The sequence below is a fragment of the Nonomuraea terrae genome, assembly GCF_044465245.1.
Classification (GTDB): Bacteria; Actinomycetota; Actinomycetes; order Streptosporangiales; family Streptosporangiaceae; genus Nonomuraea; species Nonomuraea terrae.
Map to the genome: position 1 here is coordinate 913,344 of NZ_JBITLL010000002.1, position 20,160 is coordinate 933,503.

General features: G+C 73.1%; 19 protein-coding genes. 9 read left to right on the forward strand and 10 right to left on the reverse strand.

Going from position 1 to position 20,160, the window contains the following annotated elements:
• Positions 1 to 17: 17 nt before the first annotated feature.
• Positions 18 to 878 carry a ChbG/HpnK family deacetylase gene (locus tag ACIBP6_RS10675; RefSeq protein WP_397050874.1) on the forward strand — a complete coding sequence of 287 codons (861 nt, stop codon included), beginning with the start codon at positions 18 to 20 and terminating at the stop codon, positions 876 to 878.
• A gap of 89 nt (positions 879 to 967) precedes the next feature.
• Here the strand turns inward: ACIBP6_RS10675 and ACIBP6_RS10680 are convergent, their stop codons facing one another.
• Entirely contained in the window at positions 968 to 1,255 is a 288-nt protein-coding gene (locus tag ACIBP6_RS10680) for a DUF3040 domain-containing protein (protein WP_397050876.1), read from the reverse strand.
• Positions 1,256 to 1,389: 134 nt separating this feature from the next.
• On the opposite strand from ACIBP6_RS10680, the gene ACIBP6_RS10685 reads away from it, so the two are divergent.
• Positions 1,390 to 2,421, forward strand: coding sequence for an Rv2578c family radical SAM protein (locus ACIBP6_RS10685; protein WP_397050878.1), 1,032 nt, complete (start codon positions 1,390 to 1,392; stop codon positions 2,419 to 2,421).
• Positions 2,422 to 2,788: 367 nt separating this feature from the next.
• Here ACIBP6_RS10685 and ACIBP6_RS10690 read toward each other — a convergent pair whose 3' ends face one another.
• The 3 genes from ACIBP6_RS10690 to ACIBP6_RS10700 are packed head-to-tail and all read right to left on the reverse strand — an operon-like array spanning position 2,789 to position 4,223.
• Positions 2,789 to 3,415 (reverse strand): dihydrofolate reductase family protein, encoded by a 627-nt coding sequence (locus ACIBP6_RS10690; RefSeq protein ID WP_397050880.1) that lies wholly within the window; start codon positions 3,413 to 3,415, stop codon positions 2,789 to 2,791.
• Positions 3,412 to 3,888, reverse strand: coding sequence for an SRPBCC domain-containing protein (locus ACIBP6_RS10695; RefSeq protein ID WP_397050882.1), 477 nt, complete (start codon positions 3,886 to 3,888; stop codon positions 3,412 to 3,414). The genes ACIBP6_RS10690 and ACIBP6_RS10695 overlap by 4 nt, the downstream gene beginning before the upstream one ends.
• On the reverse strand, positions 3,885 to 4,223 hold the full coding sequence (locus tag ACIBP6_RS10700) for an ArsR/SmtB family transcription factor (RefSeq protein ID WP_397050884.1): 339 nt from the start codon (positions 4,221 to 4,223) through the stop codon (positions 3,885 to 3,887). The genes ACIBP6_RS10695 and ACIBP6_RS10700 overlap by 4 nt, the downstream gene beginning before the upstream one ends.
• Positions 4,224 to 4,445: 222 nt before the next feature.
• On the opposite strand from ACIBP6_RS10700, the gene ACIBP6_RS10705 reads away from it, so the two are divergent.
• The 4 genes from ACIBP6_RS10705 (at position 4,446) to ACIBP6_RS10720 (ending at position 11,347) form a co-directional block, all read left to right on the forward strand.
• A complete protein-coding gene (locus ACIBP6_RS10705; protein WP_397050886.1) occupies positions 4,446 to 6,353 on the forward strand; it encodes a GTP-binding protein in 1,908 nt (635 codons plus the stop codon).
• Between the two features lie 90 nt (positions 6,354 to 6,443).
• Positions 6,444 to 6,569, forward strand: coding sequence for a hypothetical protein (locus tag ACIBP6_RS10710; protein ID WP_281282706.1), 126 nt, complete (start codon positions 6,444 to 6,446; stop codon positions 6,567 to 6,569).
• A 106-nt stretch (positions 6,570 to 6,675) separates the two neighbouring features.
• The gene (locus ACIBP6_RS10715; protein ID WP_397050888.1) at positions 6,676 to 9,795 is read left to right on the forward strand and encodes a S41 family peptidase; all 3,120 of its coding nucleotides are present in this window, start codon (positions 6,676 to 6,678) and stop codon (positions 9,793 to 9,795) included.
• 163 nt (positions 9,796 to 9,958) lie between these two features.
• The gene (locus tag ACIBP6_RS10720) at positions 9,959 to 11,347 is read left to right on the forward strand and encodes a glycosyltransferase family 4 protein (RefSeq protein ID WP_397050890.1); all 1,389 of its coding nucleotides are present in this window, start codon (positions 9,959 to 9,961) and stop codon (positions 11,345 to 11,347) included.
• On the opposite strand, the gene ACIBP6_RS10725 is transcribed toward ACIBP6_RS10720, so the two are convergent.
• Entirely contained in the window at positions 11,328 to 12,248 is a 921-nt protein-coding gene (locus tag ACIBP6_RS10725) for a S1C family serine protease (RefSeq protein ID WP_397050892.1), read from the reverse strand. The two genes, ACIBP6_RS10720 and ACIBP6_RS10725, sit on opposite strands and share 20 nt — an antisense overlap.
• 161 nt (positions 12,249 to 12,409) lie before the next feature.
• Here ACIBP6_RS10725 and ACIBP6_RS10730 point away from each other — a divergent pair, with 161 nt between their 5' ends.
• Entirely contained in the window at positions 12,410 to 13,123 is a 714-nt protein-coding gene (locus ACIBP6_RS10730) for an HNH endonuclease family protein (protein WP_397050894.1), read from the forward strand.
• Positions 13,124 to 13,126: 3 nt separating this feature from the next.
• Here the strand turns inward: ACIBP6_RS10730 and ACIBP6_RS10735 are convergent, their stop codons facing one another.
• A complete protein-coding gene (locus ACIBP6_RS10735) occupies positions 13,127 to 13,960 on the reverse strand; it encodes an SGNH/GDSL hydrolase family protein (protein WP_397050896.1) in 834 nt (277 codons plus the stop codon).
• 218 nt (positions 13,961 to 14,178) lie between these two features.
• On the opposite strand from ACIBP6_RS10735, the gene ACIBP6_RS10740 reads away from it, so the two are divergent.
• On the forward strand, positions 14,179 to 15,408 hold the full coding sequence (locus ACIBP6_RS10740; RefSeq protein WP_397050898.1) for an isochorismate synthase MenF: 1,230 nt from the start codon (positions 14,179 to 14,181) through the stop codon (positions 15,406 to 15,408).
• A gap of 4 nt (positions 15,409 to 15,412) precedes the next feature.
• Here the strand turns inward: ACIBP6_RS10740 and ACIBP6_RS10745 are convergent, their stop codons facing one another.
• On the reverse strand, positions 15,413 to 16,033 hold the full coding sequence (locus tag ACIBP6_RS10745) for a YigZ family protein (RefSeq protein WP_397050900.1): 621 nt from the start codon (positions 16,031 to 16,033) through the stop codon (positions 15,413 to 15,415).
• Positions 16,034 to 16,104: 71 nt separating this feature from the next.
• On the opposite strand from ACIBP6_RS10745, the gene ACIBP6_RS10750 reads away from it, so the two are divergent.
• Entirely contained in the window at positions 16,105 to 16,446 is a 342-nt protein-coding gene (locus ACIBP6_RS10750; protein ID WP_397050902.1) for a hypothetical protein, read from the forward strand.
• A 42-nt stretch (positions 16,447 to 16,488) separates the two neighbouring features.
• Here the strand turns inward: ACIBP6_RS10750 and ACIBP6_RS10755 are convergent, their stop codons facing one another.
• Genes ACIBP6_RS10755 through ACIBP6_RS10765 form a run of 3 tightly spaced genes read right to left on the reverse strand, consistent with a single transcriptional unit; the run spans position 16,489 to position 19,972 of the window.
• Positions 16,489 to 18,021, reverse strand: a complete 1,533-nt coding sequence (locus ACIBP6_RS10755) for a PucR family transcriptional regulator (RefSeq protein WP_397050904.1) — start codon at positions 18,019 to 18,021, stop codon at positions 16,489 to 16,491.
• Positions 18,018 to 19,052 (reverse strand): DUF917 domain-containing protein, encoded by a 1,035-nt coding sequence (locus ACIBP6_RS10760; RefSeq protein ID WP_397050906.1) that lies wholly within the window; start codon positions 19,050 to 19,052, stop codon positions 18,018 to 18,020. The genes ACIBP6_RS10755 and ACIBP6_RS10760 overlap by 4 nt, the downstream gene beginning before the upstream one ends.
• Complete coding sequence (locus ACIBP6_RS10765) at positions 19,049 to 19,972, reverse strand: hypothetical protein (protein WP_397050908.1); 924 nt, start codon at positions 19,970 to 19,972, stop codon at positions 19,049 to 19,051. Before ACIBP6_RS10765 ends, ACIBP6_RS10760 begins: the two co-directional genes overlap by 4 nt.
• Positions 19,973 to 20,160 lie beyond the last annotated feature (188 nt).

Consider the following 20,160-nt stretch of genomic DNA (forward strand, 5'->3'; position numbering starts at 1 on the left):
GCGGCAGGCTGGCGGGCGTGACCGCGCACCTCACCGCCGAGACGCGGACGCTGATCGTGAACTGCGACGACTTCGGGATGTACCGGGCGGTCAACGAGGCGGTCGTCCGCTCGATCGAGGACGGCATCGCGGCCTCGTGCAGTCTGATGACGCCGTGTCCGGGCGCCGCGCACGCCGCCGGCCTGCTGTGCGAGCGGCCGGAGATCCCGTTCGGCGTCCACCTGACGCTGGTGTGCGAGTCGCCGGTGCTGCGGTGGGGGCCGCTGACTCCACGGGAGAAGGTGCTGTCGTTGCTGGACGACAACGGGCGGTTCCACCCGCCGGAGCGCATCCCCGACCTGCTGGCCGCGGGCATCGAGGAGCTGGAGTTCCGCGCCCAGATCGACGCCGTGGCCACCGCCGGGCCGACGCCCGCCCACCTCGACTGGCACTGCCTGGCCGACGGCGGGCGCGACGACGTCCTCGACCTGACGATGGCGCTGGCCGGCGAGTACGGGCTGGCGGTGCCGGCCTGGCTCGACCCGGCGCGGCGCAAGCCGCGGGCGCGCGGGCTGCCGGTCGTGCAGCCCGGCTTCCTCGACAGCTTCGCGCTGGATCCGGAGGGCAAGGCGGAGACGTACGCGCGGCTGCTGCGCGAGCTGCCGCCCGGGTTGAGCGAGTGGGCGGTGCATCCGGGGCTGGGCGGGCAGGAGGTGCGGGCCGTGGATCCGGGCGGGTGGCGGGTGCGGGAGAGCGACCACGCGTTCCTCGCCTCGGCGCGGGCACGCGAGCTGCTGCGGGAGGAGGGGGTCGCCGTGATCGGCTACGACAGCGTGCGGGCCGCCTGGACGGGCTCATCGACGTCTCGCCTCGATGCCGCGCCGAAACGCCATGGCTGAGAACGTACGCGGCCTTTAACCACCTCATGCGTCAAGAGGTGGCGAAAACGGAAAAAGTGGGGATCACCATCGATAGGTGACAGAAGCGATCAGAGAAGCGTAGACCCCAGGGCCATCGCGGCGGCGGCCTCATGACGGAGAACCATGACCAGCAATGTGGCGACCAGCGTGGCGATGAGCAGCCAGCTCACCAGGATGATGACCGTCGATCGTCGGGGCCTCACGGCCCCCGGCTCCGCGCTCTCCCTCGATCGCGCCTCGCTGCGGCGGACCCGCTCGTTGAACGACTCCAGCCGTGCGACGAGTCGCGGATCGTCGTCGACGAGGTGCTGCTCGATCTGGGCCAGCATTCGCTCCTCGTCCTGCGACCAGGCCATGGGTGCACCTCCGGAACGCAAGCTCTCTCGCGTCTTTCTGCCCAACCCTGAAGATCATTAGCCCCGAGCTGACCATGTAATTGCCACCTCTTTTCGGTTTGCGATCAAGCTCGAATCTTTGTTCTAATCAAGCTATGCGCTGGGACAACCTGCGTCTGACCGGGACTGGCGGGGACGATCCGGCCGTGCCGCTGTTCGCCCGCGGCGCGGTGACGCGTACGTTCGACACGCCCGAGTTCAAGGGGATGACCTTCTACGAGATCCAGGCCAGATCCATCATCAACCGCGTGCCCGCGGCCAGCCGGGTCCCGTTCGAGTACACGATCAACCCCTACCGGGGCTGCGGCCATCGCTGCATCTACTGCTTCGCCCGAAAGACGCACGAATATCTGGATCTGGATTCCGGTGCGGACTTCGACTCGAAGATCATCGTCAAGGTCAACGCCGCCGAGCTCGCCCGCAAGGAGCTCGCCTCGCCCCGGTGGGGCGGCGAGCACGTGGCCATGGGCACCAACGTCGACTGCTACCAGCGCGCCGAGGGCCGCTACCAGCTGATGCGCGGCATCCTGGCCGCGCTGCGCGACGCCGCCAATCCGTTCTCGATCCTCACCAAGGGCACCTTGATCCTGCGCGACCTCGACCTGCTGACCGAGGCCGCCGACGTGACGGAGGTGAGCGCCAACGTCTCGGTGGGCTTCGTCGACGCGGAGATCTGGCGCGCCGTCGAGCCCGGCACGCCCAACCCGCGCCGCCGCCTGGAGACCTGCGCGACGCTCAACGACAACGGCATCGCCTGCGGCGTCCTGATGGCCCCGATCCTGCCGTATCTCACCGACTCGCCCGCGCAGCTGGAGCGCACGGTCAAGGAGATCGCCGCCTCGGGGGCCACCCACATCGCGCCCATCGTCCTCCACCTGCGCTCCGGCGCCCGGGAGTGGTGGCTGAGCTGGCTCTCCCGCGAGCACCCGCGCCTGGTGCCCCGCTACCTGGAGCTGTACGGCCGCGGCGCGTACGCGCCGAAGTCGTACCAGCAGCGGGTGACGGGCCTGGTCAAGGAGTACGCCGAACGCCACGGCGTCGGCCGCGCCACCCCCGCCATGGCCCGCCGCCTCCCACCCCGCCGCGAACCTCCCCCACCGGAGCCCGAACAACTCCGCCTGCTCTAGCCCCGATGTCGTGAAGTCAAGGGCGTGGAGCAGCCGTCAACGCCGGCGGCGGACCTGTCAATGTCCCGCTCCGGCGAACCGGCCTGCCGCCGGCAGCGGACACACCACCGCCCGCGATGGCGGCTCGCACACCCGCCGCTCGGTTCCGCCCGCCCCGGCCGGCCCCTCATCGACCAGCTGAACGCGCTCGGCGTGCCGCCGTACGCCCGACTGAGCCTGGCGCCCGGCGCGGGCGTGCGAGAACGAGGTCACGGTGAACCACCCGCCCGGCGAGGGCGCCACGGTGGAGTGGACCGTGATCCGCGCGTACCGCCCAGCGCCCCGCCCCTGACCGGCGCGTACGGTCGCGCGTCTCCGCCGGTCGGCCTCAGACGAAGGCGGTGACGCCCGCGTATTCGCCGTGGGGTGCCCGGCCTGTCGTGTCGTATTCGAGGAGCAGCAGGCCGTTCGGCGTCGCCTCGTGACGGACCAGGCGGAGACCGGACGTGGCACCCGGGCCCGCCAGAAGACGGCGGCCGGTCCTGAGCACTGTGGGCGCGACCACGAGGCGGAGCGTGTCGATCAGGCCCGCCGTCAGCAGCGCGTCGCCCAGGCGGGCGCTGCCGTGGATCTGGAGCTCCCGTCCCGGTCGCGCCTGGAGTTCGGCGACCGTCCGGAGCGGGTTGCCCTTGAGGACGGTCGTGGGGTGCCAGGTCCCCTCGGCGAGGCTGTTGGACACGACGTACTTCGGCAGCGCGTTCATCCGCTCGGCGAACGGGTCGGCCGGGTCGGTGATCTTCGGCCAGTCGCGCGCGAACGCCTCGTAGGTGCGCCGGCCGAGCAGCAGGCCGTCGGCGAGGCCGAGCCACTCGGAGGCGCGCTGGACGAACGTCGCGTCGATGTGGGGCACGAGCCAGCCGCCGTGGGCGAAGCCGTCACCGGTGTCCTCGTCCGGCGAGCCGGGGCCCTGGCTGACCCCGTCGAGCGTGACGAACTCGGTGAGGGTGATCTTCATCGCGCGACCATGCTCTCGGCGAAAGCGGTCAGCTGGCCGGCGACCGTGCCCCAGCCTTCGGCGAAGCCGAGCTTCTCGTGGTGGGCGCGGGCCTCCGGGTCGCCGTGCCGGACGACCACCCGGTAGTCCGTGCCGTCCGGGTGATCTTTCAGGCTGATCGTGGCGGTCATCGCGACGGGAGCGGGATGCGCCGGGCGCCAGGTGCTGTCGATCGCGTTGGTGAACACGATCCGCTCGAGTTCGTCGACGGCGAGGAAGCAGGCGTCCAGGTGCGGGACGAACTCGGCCCCGTCGTCACTCAGACGGGTCACGAACGCCCCGCCGGGCCGCAGGTCCAGGTGGTCCACCCGGCAGCGGGACGGAGCCGGCACCCACCACCGCTCAAGCCGGGCCGGGTCGGTCCAGGCGCTCCACACGGTGGCGCGCGGGGCCCGGATGATGCGCTCCAGGCCGAGGTCGAGGTCGGGATTCACTGTCTGCTCCGCTCCTGGTCGGTGACGAACTGTTCGAGGCGGTCGGTGCGCTCCTCCCAGATCCGGCGCTGCTCCGCGAGCCAGTCGTCGATGAGGGCGAGCCTCTCGCGGTTGAGCACGCACGTGCGCACCCGGCCGGACTTGACCGTGCTGATGAGCCCGTTCGATTCGAGCGTCCGCACGTGCTTCATGAACGAGGGGAGGGTCATCGGGAACTCGCGGGCGAGATCGCCGACGGTCGTGGGCCCGTGGCCGAGTCGCCGGACGACGGCCCGCCGGGTCGGGTCGGCGAGGGCGACGAACACGCCGTCCAAGGGCGCCGAATACTGTGCCATGAGGCTAAGTATTTCGGGACCGCAATGGTGAGCGCAAGAGCTACGTGTCGAGTCGGTGGCCGCCGTGGCCGGGGCGCGTAAATGGTTGGACGCTGTTGCCGGGCCGGTGGCAGGATGGCCGGCGTCGTTCTGTGATCCCACGTCAGGAGCTTGAGATGCGGCGTCGCCTCGGAATCTCCCAGCGCCCCATTGGCACGAGAGTTCTCGAGGGCTCCTGCACCCATGCACATCCTGAACATCGGCATCCTCGCGCACGTAGACGCGGGCAAGACCAGCCTCACTGAGCGGCTGCTGTTCGAGACCGGCGTGATCGACCGGCTCGGCAGCGTCGACGAAGGCAGCACCCAGACCGACAGCAACGCGATCGAACGCCGCCGCGGCATCACCATCCGCACCGCCGTGGCCTCCTTCACCCTGGGTGACCTGCGGGTCAACCTGGTGGACACGCCCGGTCACGCCGACTTCGCGGCCGAGGTGGACCGGGCGCTCGGCGTGCTCGACGGCGCCGTGCTGGTGTTGTCGGCCGTGGAGGGCGTCCAGCCGCACACCCGCGTCCTGATGCGGGCGCTCAGCCGGTTGCGCCTGCCGACACTGATCTTCGTCAACAAGATCGACCGGGCTGGGGCCCGGGAGGGCGGGCTGCTGGACGACATCCGGCGGCGGCTGTCGCCGTCCTGCGTCCCCGTCAACACCGTGTCCGGCATCGGCGGCCCGCGGGCGCGGACCCGTTCGCTGGGCTTCCTCGGGGAGGCGGCCGACGCCTTCGGCGCTCGCCAGGAGGCGGCCGAGGTGCTGGCCGAGCAGGACGACGGGCTGCTGGAGGCGCTCGTCGAGGGCGGGACACCCGGTCCCGAGCGGGTTCGGGCGGCGCTGGCGCGGCAGTGCGCGGCCGGGGTCGCGTACCCGGTGCTGTTCGGGTCGGCGATCACCGGCCAGGGCGTCCCCGAGCTGCTCGACGCGGTCGCCGGCCTGCTGCCGTCCGTGCCGCAGCCCGGTCCCGCGCGGGCGGTGCGGGGGACGGTGTTCGCGATCCAGCGGGCGCCCTCCGGCGAGAAGGCGGCGCTGCTGCGGATCCGCGGCGGTGAGCTGCGGGCGCGCGAGCGGCTGACGTTCCACCGCGGGCCGCACGCCTACGAGGGACGCGTGAGCGCGCTCGAGGTCGCCGGCGCCCCCGACCGGCGCAGCGCCGTGACCGGCGACATCGTCAAGGTGTGGGGCGTGCCCGAGATCCGCGTCGGCGACCACCTGGGCGAGCCGGGGCCGGCCGCGGCCCACTTCCCGCCGCCCGCCCTGGAGACCGTCGTGCGCCCGCGCGTTCCCGGCCAGGAGCCGCGCCTGCACGCCGCCCTGCTGACGCTCGCCGAGCAGGACCCGCTCATCGGCACCCGTACGCTGCCCGGCGGCGATACCTCGGTCCTGCTCTACGGCGAGGTGCAGAAGGAGGTCATCGCCGAGACCCTGGTGGCGGACTTCGGCGTCGAGGCCCTTTTCGCGCCGAGCAGGCCCGTCTTCTTCGAGCGTCCCGCGGGCGTCGGCGAGGCCGTCGAGGAGATGGCCCGCCACGGACGCAACGCATTTATGGCGACGGTCGGCCTGCGAGTACAGCCCGGACCGCGCGGCTCGGGGGTGGACTACCGGCTGGAGGTCGACCTCGGATCGCTGCCGCTGGCCTACCACCGGGCGATCGAGGAGAGCGTCCGCCTGACCCTGGGCGAGGGGCCGCACGGCTGGCCGGTGACCGACGTCGTCGTGACGCTGACCAGGACCGGGTACGACGCGCCCGTCACCGTCGCGGCCGACTTCCGCGGGCGTACGCCGATCGTGCTCATGGAGGCGCTGCGCCGGGCGGGCACCACGGTGTACGAGCCGTGCCACCGCTTCGAGCTGGAGGTGCCCGAGGAGACGCTGGGCCAGGTGACGGCGGGGCTGGCGGCGCTCGGCGGGGCGCCGCACGACACCGGACGCGCCGGAGACACCTGGATGCTGGCGGGCGAGATCCCGGCGGCCGCGGTCCACGTGTTCGAGCAGCGGCTGCCCGGGCTGACGCACGGCGAGGGCGTGTGGTCCTCGCGGCCGGCCGGCGACCGGCCGGTCCGCTCCCCAGCCACAGCCGGACACACCACCCCTTAAGGCGGTATGTCGGGTTTCGACGCTAGATGGGTATTAACGGGCTTGGTGCACCGATCAGGTGCACCTCGTCCGTACAGGGGGGGAATTTCCATGGCTGACACCAAGAAGAAACCGGCCGCCAAGTCCGGCAAGTCCAAGAAGCAGGCCATCAAGACCAGCAGGCAGGCCAAGGAGACGAAGAAGGAAACCAGGCAGGCTCCGCCGGACGAGGCGTGACCCCGGGCCTTTGACCGGGCGGCCGGCTGACCCCGCCGCCCGGCGGTGACATGATCGGGCGGCTGGACGGTGTTCCGGCCGTCCGATCGACTGTGGAGCGGCACTCATGTCGGGTTACCTGCGCTTCCCCGCTGTCTTCCAGGACGTGGTGGTCTTCGCCGCCGAGGACGACCTGTGGATGGTCTCCGCCCGCGGCGGACGCGCGTTCCGCCTGACCGCGGGCCTGGCCGAGGCCGGCTATCCGCGCATCTCGCCGCGCGGCGACCAGCTGGCGTTCGTCGGCCGCGAGGAGGGCCCGGAGGAGGTGTACGTGATGCCGTCCGCGGGCGGCGCGGCCCGCCGGGTGACCTTCCACGGCGCCCGCTGCGCGGTGACCGGCTGGGATCCGGAAGGCCGCATCCTGTACGCCAGCGACCAGTCCCAGCCGTTCGAGGGCCGCAAGTGGCTGCACCGGGTGGACCCGGGCGGGGTGCCGGAGCGGCTGCCGTACGGGCCGGCGAACTCGATCGCGTACGGACCCGACGGCATGATCGTGCTCGGCCGCAACACCGCCGACCCGGCGCGGTGGAAGCGCTACCGCGGCGGCACGGTCGGCGACCTGTGGATCGACCCGCGCGGCGACGGCGAGTTCCGGCGGCTGATCCGGCTGCCGGGCAACCTGGCCTCACCCTGCTGGAGCGGCGGCCGGGTGTGTTTCATCTCCGACCACGAGGGCGTCGGCAACGTCTACTCGTGCGACCCCGGCGGCGGCGACCTGCGCCGGCACACCCACCACGACGACTACTACGCGCGTAACCTGTCGGGCGACGGGCACCGCCTGGTCTACCACGCGGGCGCCGACCTCTACCTGCTGGAGCCGGGCGAGCGGCCACGCCGGCTGGACGTGCTGCTGGCCAGCTCCAGGACCCAGCGCAACCGCAGGTTCGTCGACGCCGCCGAGTACCTCGACGGCGCCACGCTCAGCCCCGACGGCAGCGCGCTGGCCGTCATCGCGCGCGGCAAGGCGTACGCGATGGCCGGCTGGGAGGGCCCGGTGCGGCAGCACGGCTCCCCCGACGGCGTCCGCTACCGTTTCCTGACCTGGCTCAACGACGGCGTCCGGCTGGTCGCGGCGGCCAGCGACGACGGCGACGAGGAGCGGCTGGTCGTCCTTTCCGGCACGCAGGGCGGCCCCGGCACGGAGGTGGCCAGGCTGGGGCGGATCAGCGAGCTGGTGCCCGACCCGGCGCACGACCGGGTGGCGGTCGTCAACCACCGTGACGAGCTGCACCTGCTCGACCTGGCCACGGGTCAGGCGACGCTGGTCGAGGCCAACCCGCACGGCCCGCCGGAGGATCCGGCCTGGTCGCACGACGGGTGCTGGCTGGCGTACGCGAGCCCGCTCAGCTCGCAGACCACCGCGATCAAGCTGCATCACCCCGAGACCGGGCGGACGACACAGGCCAGCGAGCCGGTGCTCAAGGACTCGGCTCCGGCGTTCGACCCGCGGGGCCGCTACCTGTACTTCATCGGGCAGCGCGTCTTCTCCCCCGTCTACGACCAGCTCCAGTTCGACCTGGGCTTCCCGCTCGGCACCCGGCCGTACGCGGTGGCGCTGCGCGCGGACGTGCCCGACCCGTTCGTGCCCGTGCCGCGTCCGCTGGAGGACAGGGACGACGACAAGGACGACGAGGACGACGAGGAGCCGGAGCCGCTGCGGGTCGACCTGGACGGGCTGGCCCGCCGGGTGACCGCGTTCCCACTGCCGGAGGGCCGCTACGAGCGGGTGGCGGGGCTCAAGGGCAAGGCACTGATCCTGGCCAGCCCGCTCGAAGGGGACGACACGCTGCATTTGTTCGACTTCGCCAAGGGCCGCGCCGAGACGTTCGCCGAGGACGTCACGAGTTTCGAGCTGAGCCGCGACCACAAGACGGTGCTGTACCGGGCGGGCAGCCGGCTGCGGGTGGTCAAGGCGGGCGAGGCGCCCGGCGACGACGAGGGGCCGGGACGCGAGAGCGGCTGGATCGACCTGTCGCGGATCAAGGTGTCGCTCTGCCCGGAGGCGGAGTGGCGGCAGATGTTCCGCGAGGCGTGGCGGCTGCAGCTGGAGAACTTCTGGACCGAGGACATGGCGGGCGTGGACTGGCCGGCCGTCTACGCGCGCTACCAGCCGCTGGTGGACCGGGTGACGACCCGGGGCGAGTTCTCCGACCTGCTGTGGGAGCTGCACGGCGAGCTGGCCACCAGCCACGCGTTCGAGAGCGGCGGCGAATACCGCCCCGGGCCCGACTACAGCCAGGGCAAGCTGGGCGTGGACTGGGACCACCGCGACGGCGTCTACCGCATCCGCGCCATCGTGACCGGAGATCCGTGGGACCCGAAGGCCACCTCACCGCTGAACCGGCTCGGGCTGGACGTCCGGCCCGGCGACGCCGTGCTGGCGATCAACGGCGCGCCCATCGGCACGGCGGCCACGCCGAACGAACGGCTGGTCAACCAGGCGGGCGAGGAGGTCGAGCTGACGCTGCGGCGGGAGGACCGGGTCTTCACGGTCACCGTACGCGCTCTCGCCGACGAGCAGCCGGCCCGCTACCGCGACTGGGTGAACCTCAACCGCGCCCGCTGCCACCAGCGCTCCGGCGGCCGCGTCGGCTACCTGCACGTGCCCGACATGGGCACGGACGGGTTCGGGGAGTTCCACCGGGGGTTCCTGGCCGAGTACGACCGGCACGCGCTGATCGTGGACGTACGGTTCAACGGCGGGGGCCACGTCTCGGCGCTGCTGCTGGAGAAGCTGGCCCGGCGCCGCATCGGCTACGACTACCCGCGCTGGGGCGATCCGGAGCCGTACCCGCCGGAGTCGCCGCGCGGGCCGCTGGTGGCCATCACGAACGAGTGGGCCGGCTCCGACGGCGACATCTTCAGCCACACCTTCAAGCTGCGGCGGCTCGGCCCGCTGGTGGGCAGGCGCACCTGGGGCGGCGTGATCGGCATCTGGCCGCGCCATCGGCTGGCCGACGGGACCGTGACCACGCAGCCGGAGTTCTCCTTCGCCTTCGACGACGTCGGCTGGCAGGTCGAGAACTACGGCACCGATCCCGACATCGAGGTGGACATCACCCCGCAGGACTACGCCAGAGGCGTGGACACCCAGCTGGAGAAGGCCATCGACGTGGCGCTCGAGCTGCTGGCCGAGCACCCGCCGCACACTCCCGACCCCCGGCACCGACCGCGCATGCAACCTTAGTCACCTTTGTGGCGTCTAAAGATCATAGGTGGGGAAAGCGCACAGGGGATGAACATCGTGCACTCCACCAGAGCGAGACGCAGGGCCGGTGGCGAGGCGGAAACGCTTCGCCACCGGCCGCGTGTGTTGGGGCTTCACCACCTCAAGAGGGGAATCTGACAAGGTGCGCGCACTGGCACGCAAGGGCAGATCGGCAGCCGTGGGGCTGCTTCGGGGGCTCGACCGGCGCAAGGCGCGCAACGCGCCTCCGCCCTCCACCGAGCAGGTACGCATCCTCTTACTGCACGCCCACGGCATGGGCGGCACGATCAGGACCGTGTTCAACCTGGCCGGCTACCTGGCCGACGAGCACGACGTGGAGATCGTGAGCATCCTGAAGGAAGCCGAGAAGCCGTTCTTCCCCGTGGACCCGCGTGTGCGGTTCCGGTTCCTGGACGACCGCCTGCGGCCCGGCGGCGGCCCGCTGCGCGCGATGTTGTCGAAGCGGCCGAGCCGGCTGATCCCCAAGGCGGAGAACGCCTACCACCGCTTCAACCAGTGGACCGACCTCCAGCTGGCGCGCTACATCCGTTCGCTGGACACCGGCGTGCTGATCGCCACCCGCCCGGGGCTCAACCTGGCGATGGCCCAGCTGGCGCGGCCCGGCGTCATCACGATCGGGCAGGAGCACGTGGCCCTGCGCACCCAGCCCGAGGAGGTCCAGGAGCTGATCAAGTGGCGTTACCGCCGCCTCGACGCCCTGATCACGCTGACCAAGGCCGACCTGCAGGACTACCGCGAGGCGCTGCCGAAGAAGCCGCGCAGGCTGGCGCGCATCCCGAACGCCGTACCGCCCATGGGCGGCGGGGTGTCCCCGCTGGACACCAAGGTGGCCGTCGCGGTGGGGCGGATGACCAAGATCAAGGGTTTCCACCGGCTGATCACCGCCTGGGAGACCGTGGCCGCCGCGCACCCCGACTGGAAGCTGCGCATCCACGGCGCCGGGCCGCAGCACGAGCCCCTCGCCCGGCAGATCGCGGAGGCGGGGCTGGAAGGCTCGGTCGAGCTGCCGGGGCCGGCCTCCGACATCGGCGCGGAGCTGGAGAAGGCCTCGATCTTCGTGCTCAGCTCCCGTCATGAGGGCTTCCCCATGACGATCCTGGAGGCCATGGCCAAGGGGCTGGCCATCGTGAGCTTCAACAGCCCGCACGGCCCCAAGGAGATGATCACGCACGGGGTGGACGGCCTGCTGGTCAAGCCCAGGACGAACGCCGAGCTCGCGTCCTCGATCATCCGCGTCATCGAGGACGAACGGCTGCGCCGCGACCTCGCGGCCGGCGCGCTGGAGACCGCCCGGTCCTACGACGTCAACGCCATCGGCCGCCAGTGGGACGCCCTGCTGTCCGACCTCCTGGCCCGCCGCCGGCGCACTCTCCAGAACCCGTCCGCCGACTCCTCACCGGAGGCCAAGACGCCACGCCCGGCCCCTGGCCCGCCGCCAGGATCCCAGGCCGCACGGCCGGCGAACGGCTCGGCATCGGCTCCGGCGACGGTCACGCCCCCGAGCCAGTGAGCTCCACCGGCTCGGCGATGACGTCCACGAGGGCGCCGTTGCGGTAGACGGTGATCGGCAGCGGCCGTCCGATGGCGTCGGCGAACATCAGCCGCTGCAGGCCCTGCGCGTCGGTCACCGGCGCGCGCCCGGCGCTCAGCACCAGGTCGCCGGCGCGCAGCCCGGCCCGGCCGGCGGGTGAGCCGGGCACGACCTCGACCACGCGCAGCGCGCCGTGCTGCCCGGTGCGCCGTCGCAGGTGCTCCGGCAGCGGCGCGGGCGAGGTCACCAGTCCGAGGAACGCCCGCCGGACCCGGCCGTCCCTGATCAGCGCGGAGATGATGGAGCGGGTGGTGCCGTTCACCGGTACGGCCAGCCCCACGCCGATCCCGGCCACGGCCGTGTTGATCCCGACCACCCGGGCCCGCGAGTCGGCCAGCGCGCCGCCGGAGTTGCCCGGGTTGAGGGCGGCGTCGGTCTGGATGACGTCCTCGATCAGGCGGGTGGCGTTGCCGGCGCCGGCGGGCAGCGACCGGCCGAGGCCCGAGACGACCCCGGCCGTCACCGACCCGGCCAGCCCGAGCGGGTTGCCCACGGCCACGACGAGCTGCCCGACCACCAGCCCGTCGCTGTCGCCGAGCTCGGCGGGCGGGGGCGTGACCGTCTGCGCCCTGATCACCGCGAGGTCGGACAGCGGGTCGCGCCCGACCACCTCGAACCCGCCGGACGTGCCGTCGGCGAAGGCGATCGTGCCGGCGCGGGAGGCGCCGACCACGTGCGCGTTGGTGAGCAGGAACCCGTCGGCGGTGAACACCACCGCGGACCCGCTGCCCCGTCCGGCCCGCACACGGGCCACTTTCGGCAGCAGCTCGGCCGCCACGGACGACACGACGCGCGAGTAGGCGTCGAGGGGATCCGCCATACGTGCACTCCTTTGCTTACACAATTACACGCTAACTCGCCCTCTCCACACGTGCGCCCCCGAACGAAGCGCCCTTGGTGCGTGGTCACGGAATCGTTGCCGTATCGGAACGGGGCTGGGTGGGAATCCCTTAAGCGACCTGGAGCGCACGGAGGACGGGTTTGAGCACCAAGGACGCGGTCGCGTTCCTCGCCGGAGCCATCATCGTCGTTTCGTTCATCGGCACCGCCAAGCAGTCACCGGCGACGGCGGCGAGCCCGTTGACCAACGTCAGCGGCACGTTGCCCGGCCTGGCCCCCATCACCGCCCGCGACGACAGATCCGACGCCCGCCGCCTCATCCAGCGCCTGCGCGTCAAGCCCATGGGCCCGAACACCGGCTACTCCCGCCTCCGCTACGGCGCGAACTGGGCCGACACCGCCACCGGCGTGCCGTACGCCCGCAACGGGTGCCGGACCCGTGACGACCTGCTGGCCCGCGACGGCCGGAACGTGCGCTACCGCAAGGGCTCCGACTGCGTGGTCGTCGCGATGGAATTATCCGACCCCTACACCGGCCGGCTGATCCGCTGGCACAAGGACAACGCCGGCGAGGTGCAGGTCGACCACGTGGTGCCGCTCAACTACGGCTGGCGGATGGGCGTGCCGCGCTGGCCGATGGCCAAGCGCCTCGATTTCGCCAACGACCCGCTCAACCTGCTGCCGGTGTACGGCGACGCCAACGAGCAGAAGGACGCCTCCGGCCCGGCGAACTGGCTGCCCCCGCGGCGCGGCATCCGCTGCGCGTACGTCACCCGCTTCGCCCAGGTGGCGCTCAAGTACAACCTTCCGGTCACGCGCGCCGACAAGCGCGCGATGCTGACGCAGTGCCGGTAGCGGCTAACGCGGGTCGATCCAGGAGAAGCCCCGCTTGAACGTCTGCTCGGCGAGCACCCGCTGCCCGGTCGAGTTGGGGTGGAAGAAGTCCCACTTGCTGACGTGGTCGAGGGTGAACGGGAAGTCGAAGATCGCTCCCCCGTCGGTGCGGCAGGCGGGCCCGTACGCGGCGCACGCCTGGGCGGCGGCGCGGTTGTAGGCCATCACCCGTGCCCGCACCCGGTCGCGGCGCTCGGTGTCGGCCCGCTTGGTGGAGATCGGGTCGGCCAGCATGCTCGGGCAGACCCGGCCGATCGTCCAGAACGTGCGGGCGATGGGGTTCTTCCTGCCGACCTGCCACAGCCGCCGCAGGTCGGGGATGCTGGCGACGAACACCCGGGCCCGCGGCATCCCGGCCCGCAACTCGGCCAGCGCCGCGTCCATCCGCTGGCGGTAGGTCCGCACGGAGGTCATCGCCTGCTCGGTGCTGCGGCAGGCGTCCTGGGCGCCGACGAGGACGGTGACGTAGTCGGCCTTGGCGGCGACCGCCTTGCGCACCTGGCCGAGCAGGTCGGCGCTGGTGGCGCCGGGCGCGGCGAAGTTGAGGTTGTGCTTGCTCAGCGTGGCCGACAACTTCGACAGGCGCAGGTAGTGGCTGCGGACGTCGGCGTTGTCACCCGCCGACCACGAGCGGGAGGTGCAGGAGACGTACCAGCCGCAGGCGTTGAACCCGGTGGAGATGGAGTCGCCGAGCGCGGCCATGACCTCGGGCACGGGCTGGGCCGTGGCGGCGTGGGCGGTGCCGGACGCGGACAGGACGGCGACTGCGGCGAGGGCGGGACCCAGGCGAGCGATCATGGGGTCCAAGGTAGGGAGCCGATCTTCGGCTCACTATGACCTCATGGCAAGGTCTGCCAGTTCAGGACCTACTTCCTATCCCCGCTTGACAGAGCGGGGCCGAACTGGTTGCGCAGAATAGGCAGCGAGACGTGGCTTTTTCTGCGTTCATTGCCCGTAACCTCTCATTCACGGGGGTCCGAGTCGAACGTGTTCAGTTCCCGCATAGAGTGTGTCGGGTGAGTGTCGCGCTCGGAACAACCCGCCCGCTGCCGGTTCGCACCACCCCTGTCGGCGACCCCGGTAACCTGCTGGCCTCCCTGCCAGCAACAACGCCTTACGCCTGGGTCAGGAACGGCGAGGGCCTCGTCGGATGGGGTGAGGCCGCGCGGGTGGCCGTGCCGCCCGGCCCAGGACGGTTCGCCTGGGCCAGGGAGTGGCTGGCCACCGTGCTCGGCGACGCGCAGGTCGACGACGGCGTGCGCCATCCCGGCTCGGGCCCCGTCGCCTTCGGCAGCTTCACCTTCGACGAGAACGCCCACGGCTCCGTCCTCGTCGTGCCGCGGGCGGTGCTCACCCGGCGCGGTGGCCGGGCCTGGCTCACCACGATCGGGGAGGCGCCGGTGAAGACGTTCTCCCCCATCACCGACCCGGGCCGCATCAGCTACGGCGACGGCAGCCTGAGCGCCCCCGAGTGGGAGCGGGTCGTGGCGCGCGCGGCGCGGCGCATCCGCGAGGGCGAGCTGGAGAAGGTGGTGCTGGCCCGCGACCTCCTCGCCACCGCCGAGCGGCCGATCGACGTGCGGCTGCTGCTGATGCGGCTGGCCAGGCGCTACCCGGAGTGCTACACGTTCTCGGTCGCCGGGCTGGTCGGCGCCACGCCGGAGCTGCTGATCCGCCGCACGGGGCAGGAGATCGAGTCGCTGGTGCTGGCCGGCACGACGCCGCGGGGCACCGGCCCGGCCGACGACTTCGCCCGGGGCGCGGCGCTGTTCGCCTCGCCGAAGGACCGCCACGAGCACGAGTGCGCGATCGCGTCCGTACGCGAGACGCTCGCGCCGCTGTGCTCCTCGCTGACCACGCCCGACGAGCCGGAGCTGCTGGTGCTGCCCAACGTCCAGCATCTGGCCAGTCACGTCACCGGGCGGCTGGCCGACGGCGCGTCGGTGCTCGACGTGGTCGCGGCCATGCACCCGACGGCCGCCGTGGGCGGCACGCCGACCAGGACCGCGATCGAGGTGATCCGCGAGCTGGAGGGCATGGACCGCGCGGGCTACGCCGGCCCCGTGGGCTGGATCGACGCCAACGGCGACGGCGAATGGGGCATCGCGCTGCGGTCGGGGCTCGTCCAGGGCCGCCGGGCCCGGTTGTTCGCGGGCGGCGGCATCATGGGCGACTCCGACCCGGCCGCCGAGCTGGCCGAGGCCCAGGCGAAGTTCCGGGTCATGCAGTACGCCCTCGAGGGCTGAGGCCTCAGCCGGGCACGTGGATGTCCTCGCCGACGTGCACGCGGGCGCGGCCGGCGGTCAGCGTGGCCACCCAGTCGGTGAACGCGGCGACCTCGTCCTCGCCCACCGCGACGGCGAAGGTGACCTGACCGGCGTACGTCACGTCGCGCACCGCGTGGCGTGAGGCGCGCAGGTCGTTCTCCACCCGGCCGGCCTGGTCGTGCGCCACCGTGACGCGCACCAGTTTGGCCGGGACCATCCGCACGGGGTCGGCGCGGTCGAGGGTCTCGGTCACGGCCGAGCCGTAGGCGCGCACCAGCCCGCCCGCTCCCAGCAGGGTGCCGCCGAAGTAGCGGGTCACGACCGCCACCACGTCGCTGAATCCGCGCCCCACCAGCGCCTGGACCATCGGTGTGCCGGCGGTGCCGCCCGGCTCGCCGTCGTCGTCGCCCTTCTGGACGCGCTGCCCGATCACGTACGCGGTGCAGTTGTGCGTCGCGGAGGGGTGCTCGCGGCGGCGCCCGGCGATGAACGCCACCGCCTCCTCGACGCTGCCCGCCGGGGCGAGGGCGCAGATGAAGCGCGAGCGCCGGGCCTCGGTCTCGTGCTCGATGACGGTCTTGAGAGTGAGGAACGGCGCAGACACATTCGACAGGGTATGCCTTGCCGCGGCACGCCGGAGAGCTACGATCGCGTCATCCCCTACGGGAGGGTGCCATGGAAACGGCGAACCACGTCATGCCTCACGTCATGCCCTACGTCACGGCGGCCATCGACGCCTACGGTGAGACGGTGCTGGCGAAGACCCGGGAGCTGGCCGCCGGCACGCCCGCGGCCCGCGGCGGGCGCATCCTGCAGCGGGTCTTCGGCCGGGGTGACCGGCGCTCCCTGGAGGTGATCGGGCGGGTGGCCGGCGCCAAGCCCGACGACGAGCCCAGCCGGGCGGCGTTGCGGCGCGCGCTCACGGAGGCGTTCCACGCCGACCCGCTGCTGCGCCGCGAGGTCGCCGCGATGCTGCCCCGGGACGCCGCGGACGCCGCCATCCCCAGCGGACACTGAACCGCCGCCGGGCACGCTGGGCCGCCGCCCGTCGAGGAACGCTCATCTGAGCATGACGTGGCAGGCGAGCTGGAGGGCGAGGCGGGTGGCGGGGTCGTCGAGGTCGAAGCCGGCGGCCTTGATGCGGTCCAGGCGGGTGGTGACCGTGTTGCGGTGGACGCCCAGCCGTTCGGCCGCCTTGAGCGCGCCGCCCTCGTCCAGGACGGCGGCCAGCGTCTCCAGCAGCGTGCCGTCCCTGTCGATCGTGAGCAGCGGGCGCAGGATGACGGTGGCGGGCGCTCGCAGCGCCCGCGAGGGCAGCGCGCCGAGCAGCTCGGCGGGCCCCATCTCGTCCGCCCTGGCCACCGTGCCCGGGCCGGCCATGGCGGCCGCCGCCTCCGCGCCGGTCAGCGACTCACCGGCCGCCTCCAGCCCCGGCACCTGCGCGCCGACGCCGGCGGAGCACGGCCACGGCATCGTCGGGAGGCAGCGTTCGAGGCGTACGGTCAGCTCGGCGGGGTCGAGCGCCGACCAGCCCGCCCACCCCTCGCCCCGGACGGTCACCGGGACCTGGCCGAGTGCGGCGGTGATGAGCGTCTGCGCCAGGGCCGCGTCCCCTGCCCCGGACGCCGGGCGCACCTGGTAGCCGGTGAGCGGCCCGCGCACCGGCCAGCCCAGCGCGACCGCCGCCATCCTGACGGCCCCGGCCGACTCCTCAGGGACGGCCGTCGCGGACGCGGACGCGGTCCCGTCAGCCGACGCGAGATCGGCTTCCGTGGTGGCGGCCTCGGCGAGCAGGCGTTCGGCCAGTGACGCCTGCCGGGCGAAGTCCCGGCTGGCCCGCAGCCGTTCGCGCGCGGCCCACGCGGTCAGCGGCGCCACCGCCAGGCTCAGCACGGTACGCACCACCGACGGCCACCCCGGCGACCGGGACGAGCCGCCGGCCACCAGCGTGCCGAGCACGCCGCCCTCCTGGTCGGGCACCTCCGCCTGCGCCGACCACCCGCCGATGGTCTCCTCGCCCTCAGGCCGGCCGCCCGCGGCGGCGTCGCGGCGGCCCGCCAGGAGCAGGCCGTGGCGGTCCAGGAAGGCCACCGACGTGCCGGGAAGCTCGGCGTTCAGCACGCCGAGGACCCGGCGGGCCGACGTCCCGGCCTCGGCGAGCCTCGTGGCGCAGCGGGCGACGAGCTGCATGCGGGCCGCGTCCGGGCGCGAGGCCGCCGAGGCGACCCGTACGGCGACGAGCAGCGGATCCTCGTCCACGAAGATCAGCGTGATGCCGAGCCGCTCCGCCAGCACCTCCCCGGAGCTCTCGCTCAGCCCTGCGGAGGGCGCGATCACGCAGGCCGCCGCCTGTTCCCAGGCCCGGCGCATGGCCATCTCCACTGCCCAGCCGCCGCTGGCGGCCGTGCCGATGAGCACCACCGCGGTGTGCGGGGCGACCGTCCCGAGGACCGACAGCTCGTCCACGATGCGGACGCCGCGCACCGGGTTCTCGCCCGCGCCGTACATGCGGGCCCCCGCGAGGGTGCCGGCGTTGACCAGCTCGGTCACCGTGACCGGCGCCTCCCAGCCCGGCGCCCGTACCCCGGTCACAGCGCGATCCCGAACGCGCGCGGGCCGCCCAGCGCCAGCCCGCGCTCGGTGTGCCACACCGGGGCCGCCTTGACGACCATGATGTCCACCTCCAGGCCGGGCCGGGCCTCGTCGACGTCGACGACCATGCCGTCGCCCGTGCAGATCATGCAGATCTGGTCCGGTACGGTCGCCACCACGGCCCCGTCGGCCAGGGCGAGCACGATCTCGTTGTGCGCCTCCAGCCGTACCAGGCGGCGCATCCCGTCCGGTTCGCGCAGCACGATGCTGGACGGCTGCGACGGCAGCGACACCTCGGCGTCGTGCCCCGTGCTGCCCTCCACGGACAGGATCAGTCCGCGGCACAGCCGCCGCACCCCGAACGGCGCCGCCGCCGACCGCGGCGCACCAGGCGTCCCGGCGCGGACCAGCAGGCTGACCGTCCCGGGGACGAGCACCCGCGCCAGGTCGGCCGCCGCCATCGGATAGCAGGCCACGACCGCCCACCCTCCGACCGCCAGCACGACGGGACGCAGCAGCTCCTCCACCCGCCCGGCCTCCGTCTCCAGCAGGATCAGCTCGCCCGAGCCGCCCGCCAGCGCCAGCGGGGCAGGACTCATCCCGCCCAGCGCGTACGTGGTCTGCTCCACCAGCGGGAACACCCGTCCGGAGCCGTCGCCGTCCACCAGCGGCAGCCGCAGCATGGCGGCGGCGATCAGGGGGACGAGCGCGTTCTCGGCCGCCAGGTTCAGCGCCACCACGGCCCCGGCCCGCTCCCCCAGCCGGCGCTCCAGGGCGCGTACGGCCCGCTCGGGCTCGTCGCCGCGGGGCAGGTGCTCGCCCAGCGCGGTCGTGGAGCCCGCCAGGCTGACCGCGACGCACAGGGTCTCCGGCTTCAGCTCCCCCGCCGTCACCAGCTCGACGCCCTTCCCCGCCACCGACCTGGCCCAGTCGAGCGCCAGGTGGTACGGGGAGTCACCGGCCCCTGTCGCGAACACCCGCGCGCCCGCCGAGAACCGGCCCAGCTCGTCGAGGCCGATCAACCGGCTCACGGCGTGGCCCCCTCCCCTATGACCCGCACCCGGTACAACCCGTCGGGCAAATACGACATCGGGTTCACCGTCGTCTCCGCGATCCTGGCCGAGCCCGGCGCGGCCCCCGCGCTGACCACGCGGGTGAGCGCCTCGTCGCGGGCGCGCTGCAGCTCCCGGTCCAGCTCCGCCTGTCCCCGCGCCTGCACGATCCGCTCGACCTGCGCCTCCGGCCGTCCGAGCGTCGCGCCGTACGCCGCCGCCTCGTCGTCGGGGACCGGCACGCCGAGGGCGGCCCGGCCGCGTTCCAGGCTCGCGGCGGCACCCCGGTAGCAGGCCAGCGGATAGCGGCGGAAGTAGTGCGCCGACACGAGGCCGCGGCCCGACCGGGCGAAGTACGCCGGCACGCCGGGCAGCTCTCTCGCCACCTCGTCGGCGATGCGCCCGGCTTCGGAGCCGAGCCCCGCGTTGCGGATGGCGTCGGCCTCGCGCTCGCGCAGTCCCGGGTGGCCGAACTCGTACGACAGGGTGATGCGGGCGTCCGGCACCTCGGCCGTGATCGCGGCGGCGACCTCCAGCTCGTGGTCGGCCAGCATGGTGGAGCCGGTGGCGGTCACGGCGAAGTCGGCCAGGCCGCAGGTGGCGGCGAAGCGCCGTACCGCCTCGGTGTCCAGGGGCGCGAGCGGCCGGCCCGTCACGCCGTGGCCGCCGCGCACGATGGTGGCCACGCCGCGGCTCACGACCGGGCGCAGCGCCTCGGGGCACGCCCCGCCCACGCGGATCGCCGCGACGGGCGCCGTACGCGAGCGGCTCAGGTCGAGCGCCACGCAGGCGCGCTCGGCCGTACGGGCGGCGGCCCTGGCGACGGGCCAGGCGGGGACGCCGTCCACGACCGCGACCAGGACAGGGCCCGTCCTGCCGAGGACGACGCCGAGGATCACGCCGGCTCGTGTCCTGGAATCGTGCCCGGGCCGGCCGCCCTGGCGTGCCGCACCCGCCAGGGAGACCGGCCCGGAGCTCTCACCCGCGCCCCGTCGCTCCGGGAGTCAGCTCCGGGCGGACGGGCGCGGGACGCCACGGTGTAATAACGGCGATGGCCGCACATCGCGCCACATCTCCACGCCGGGGT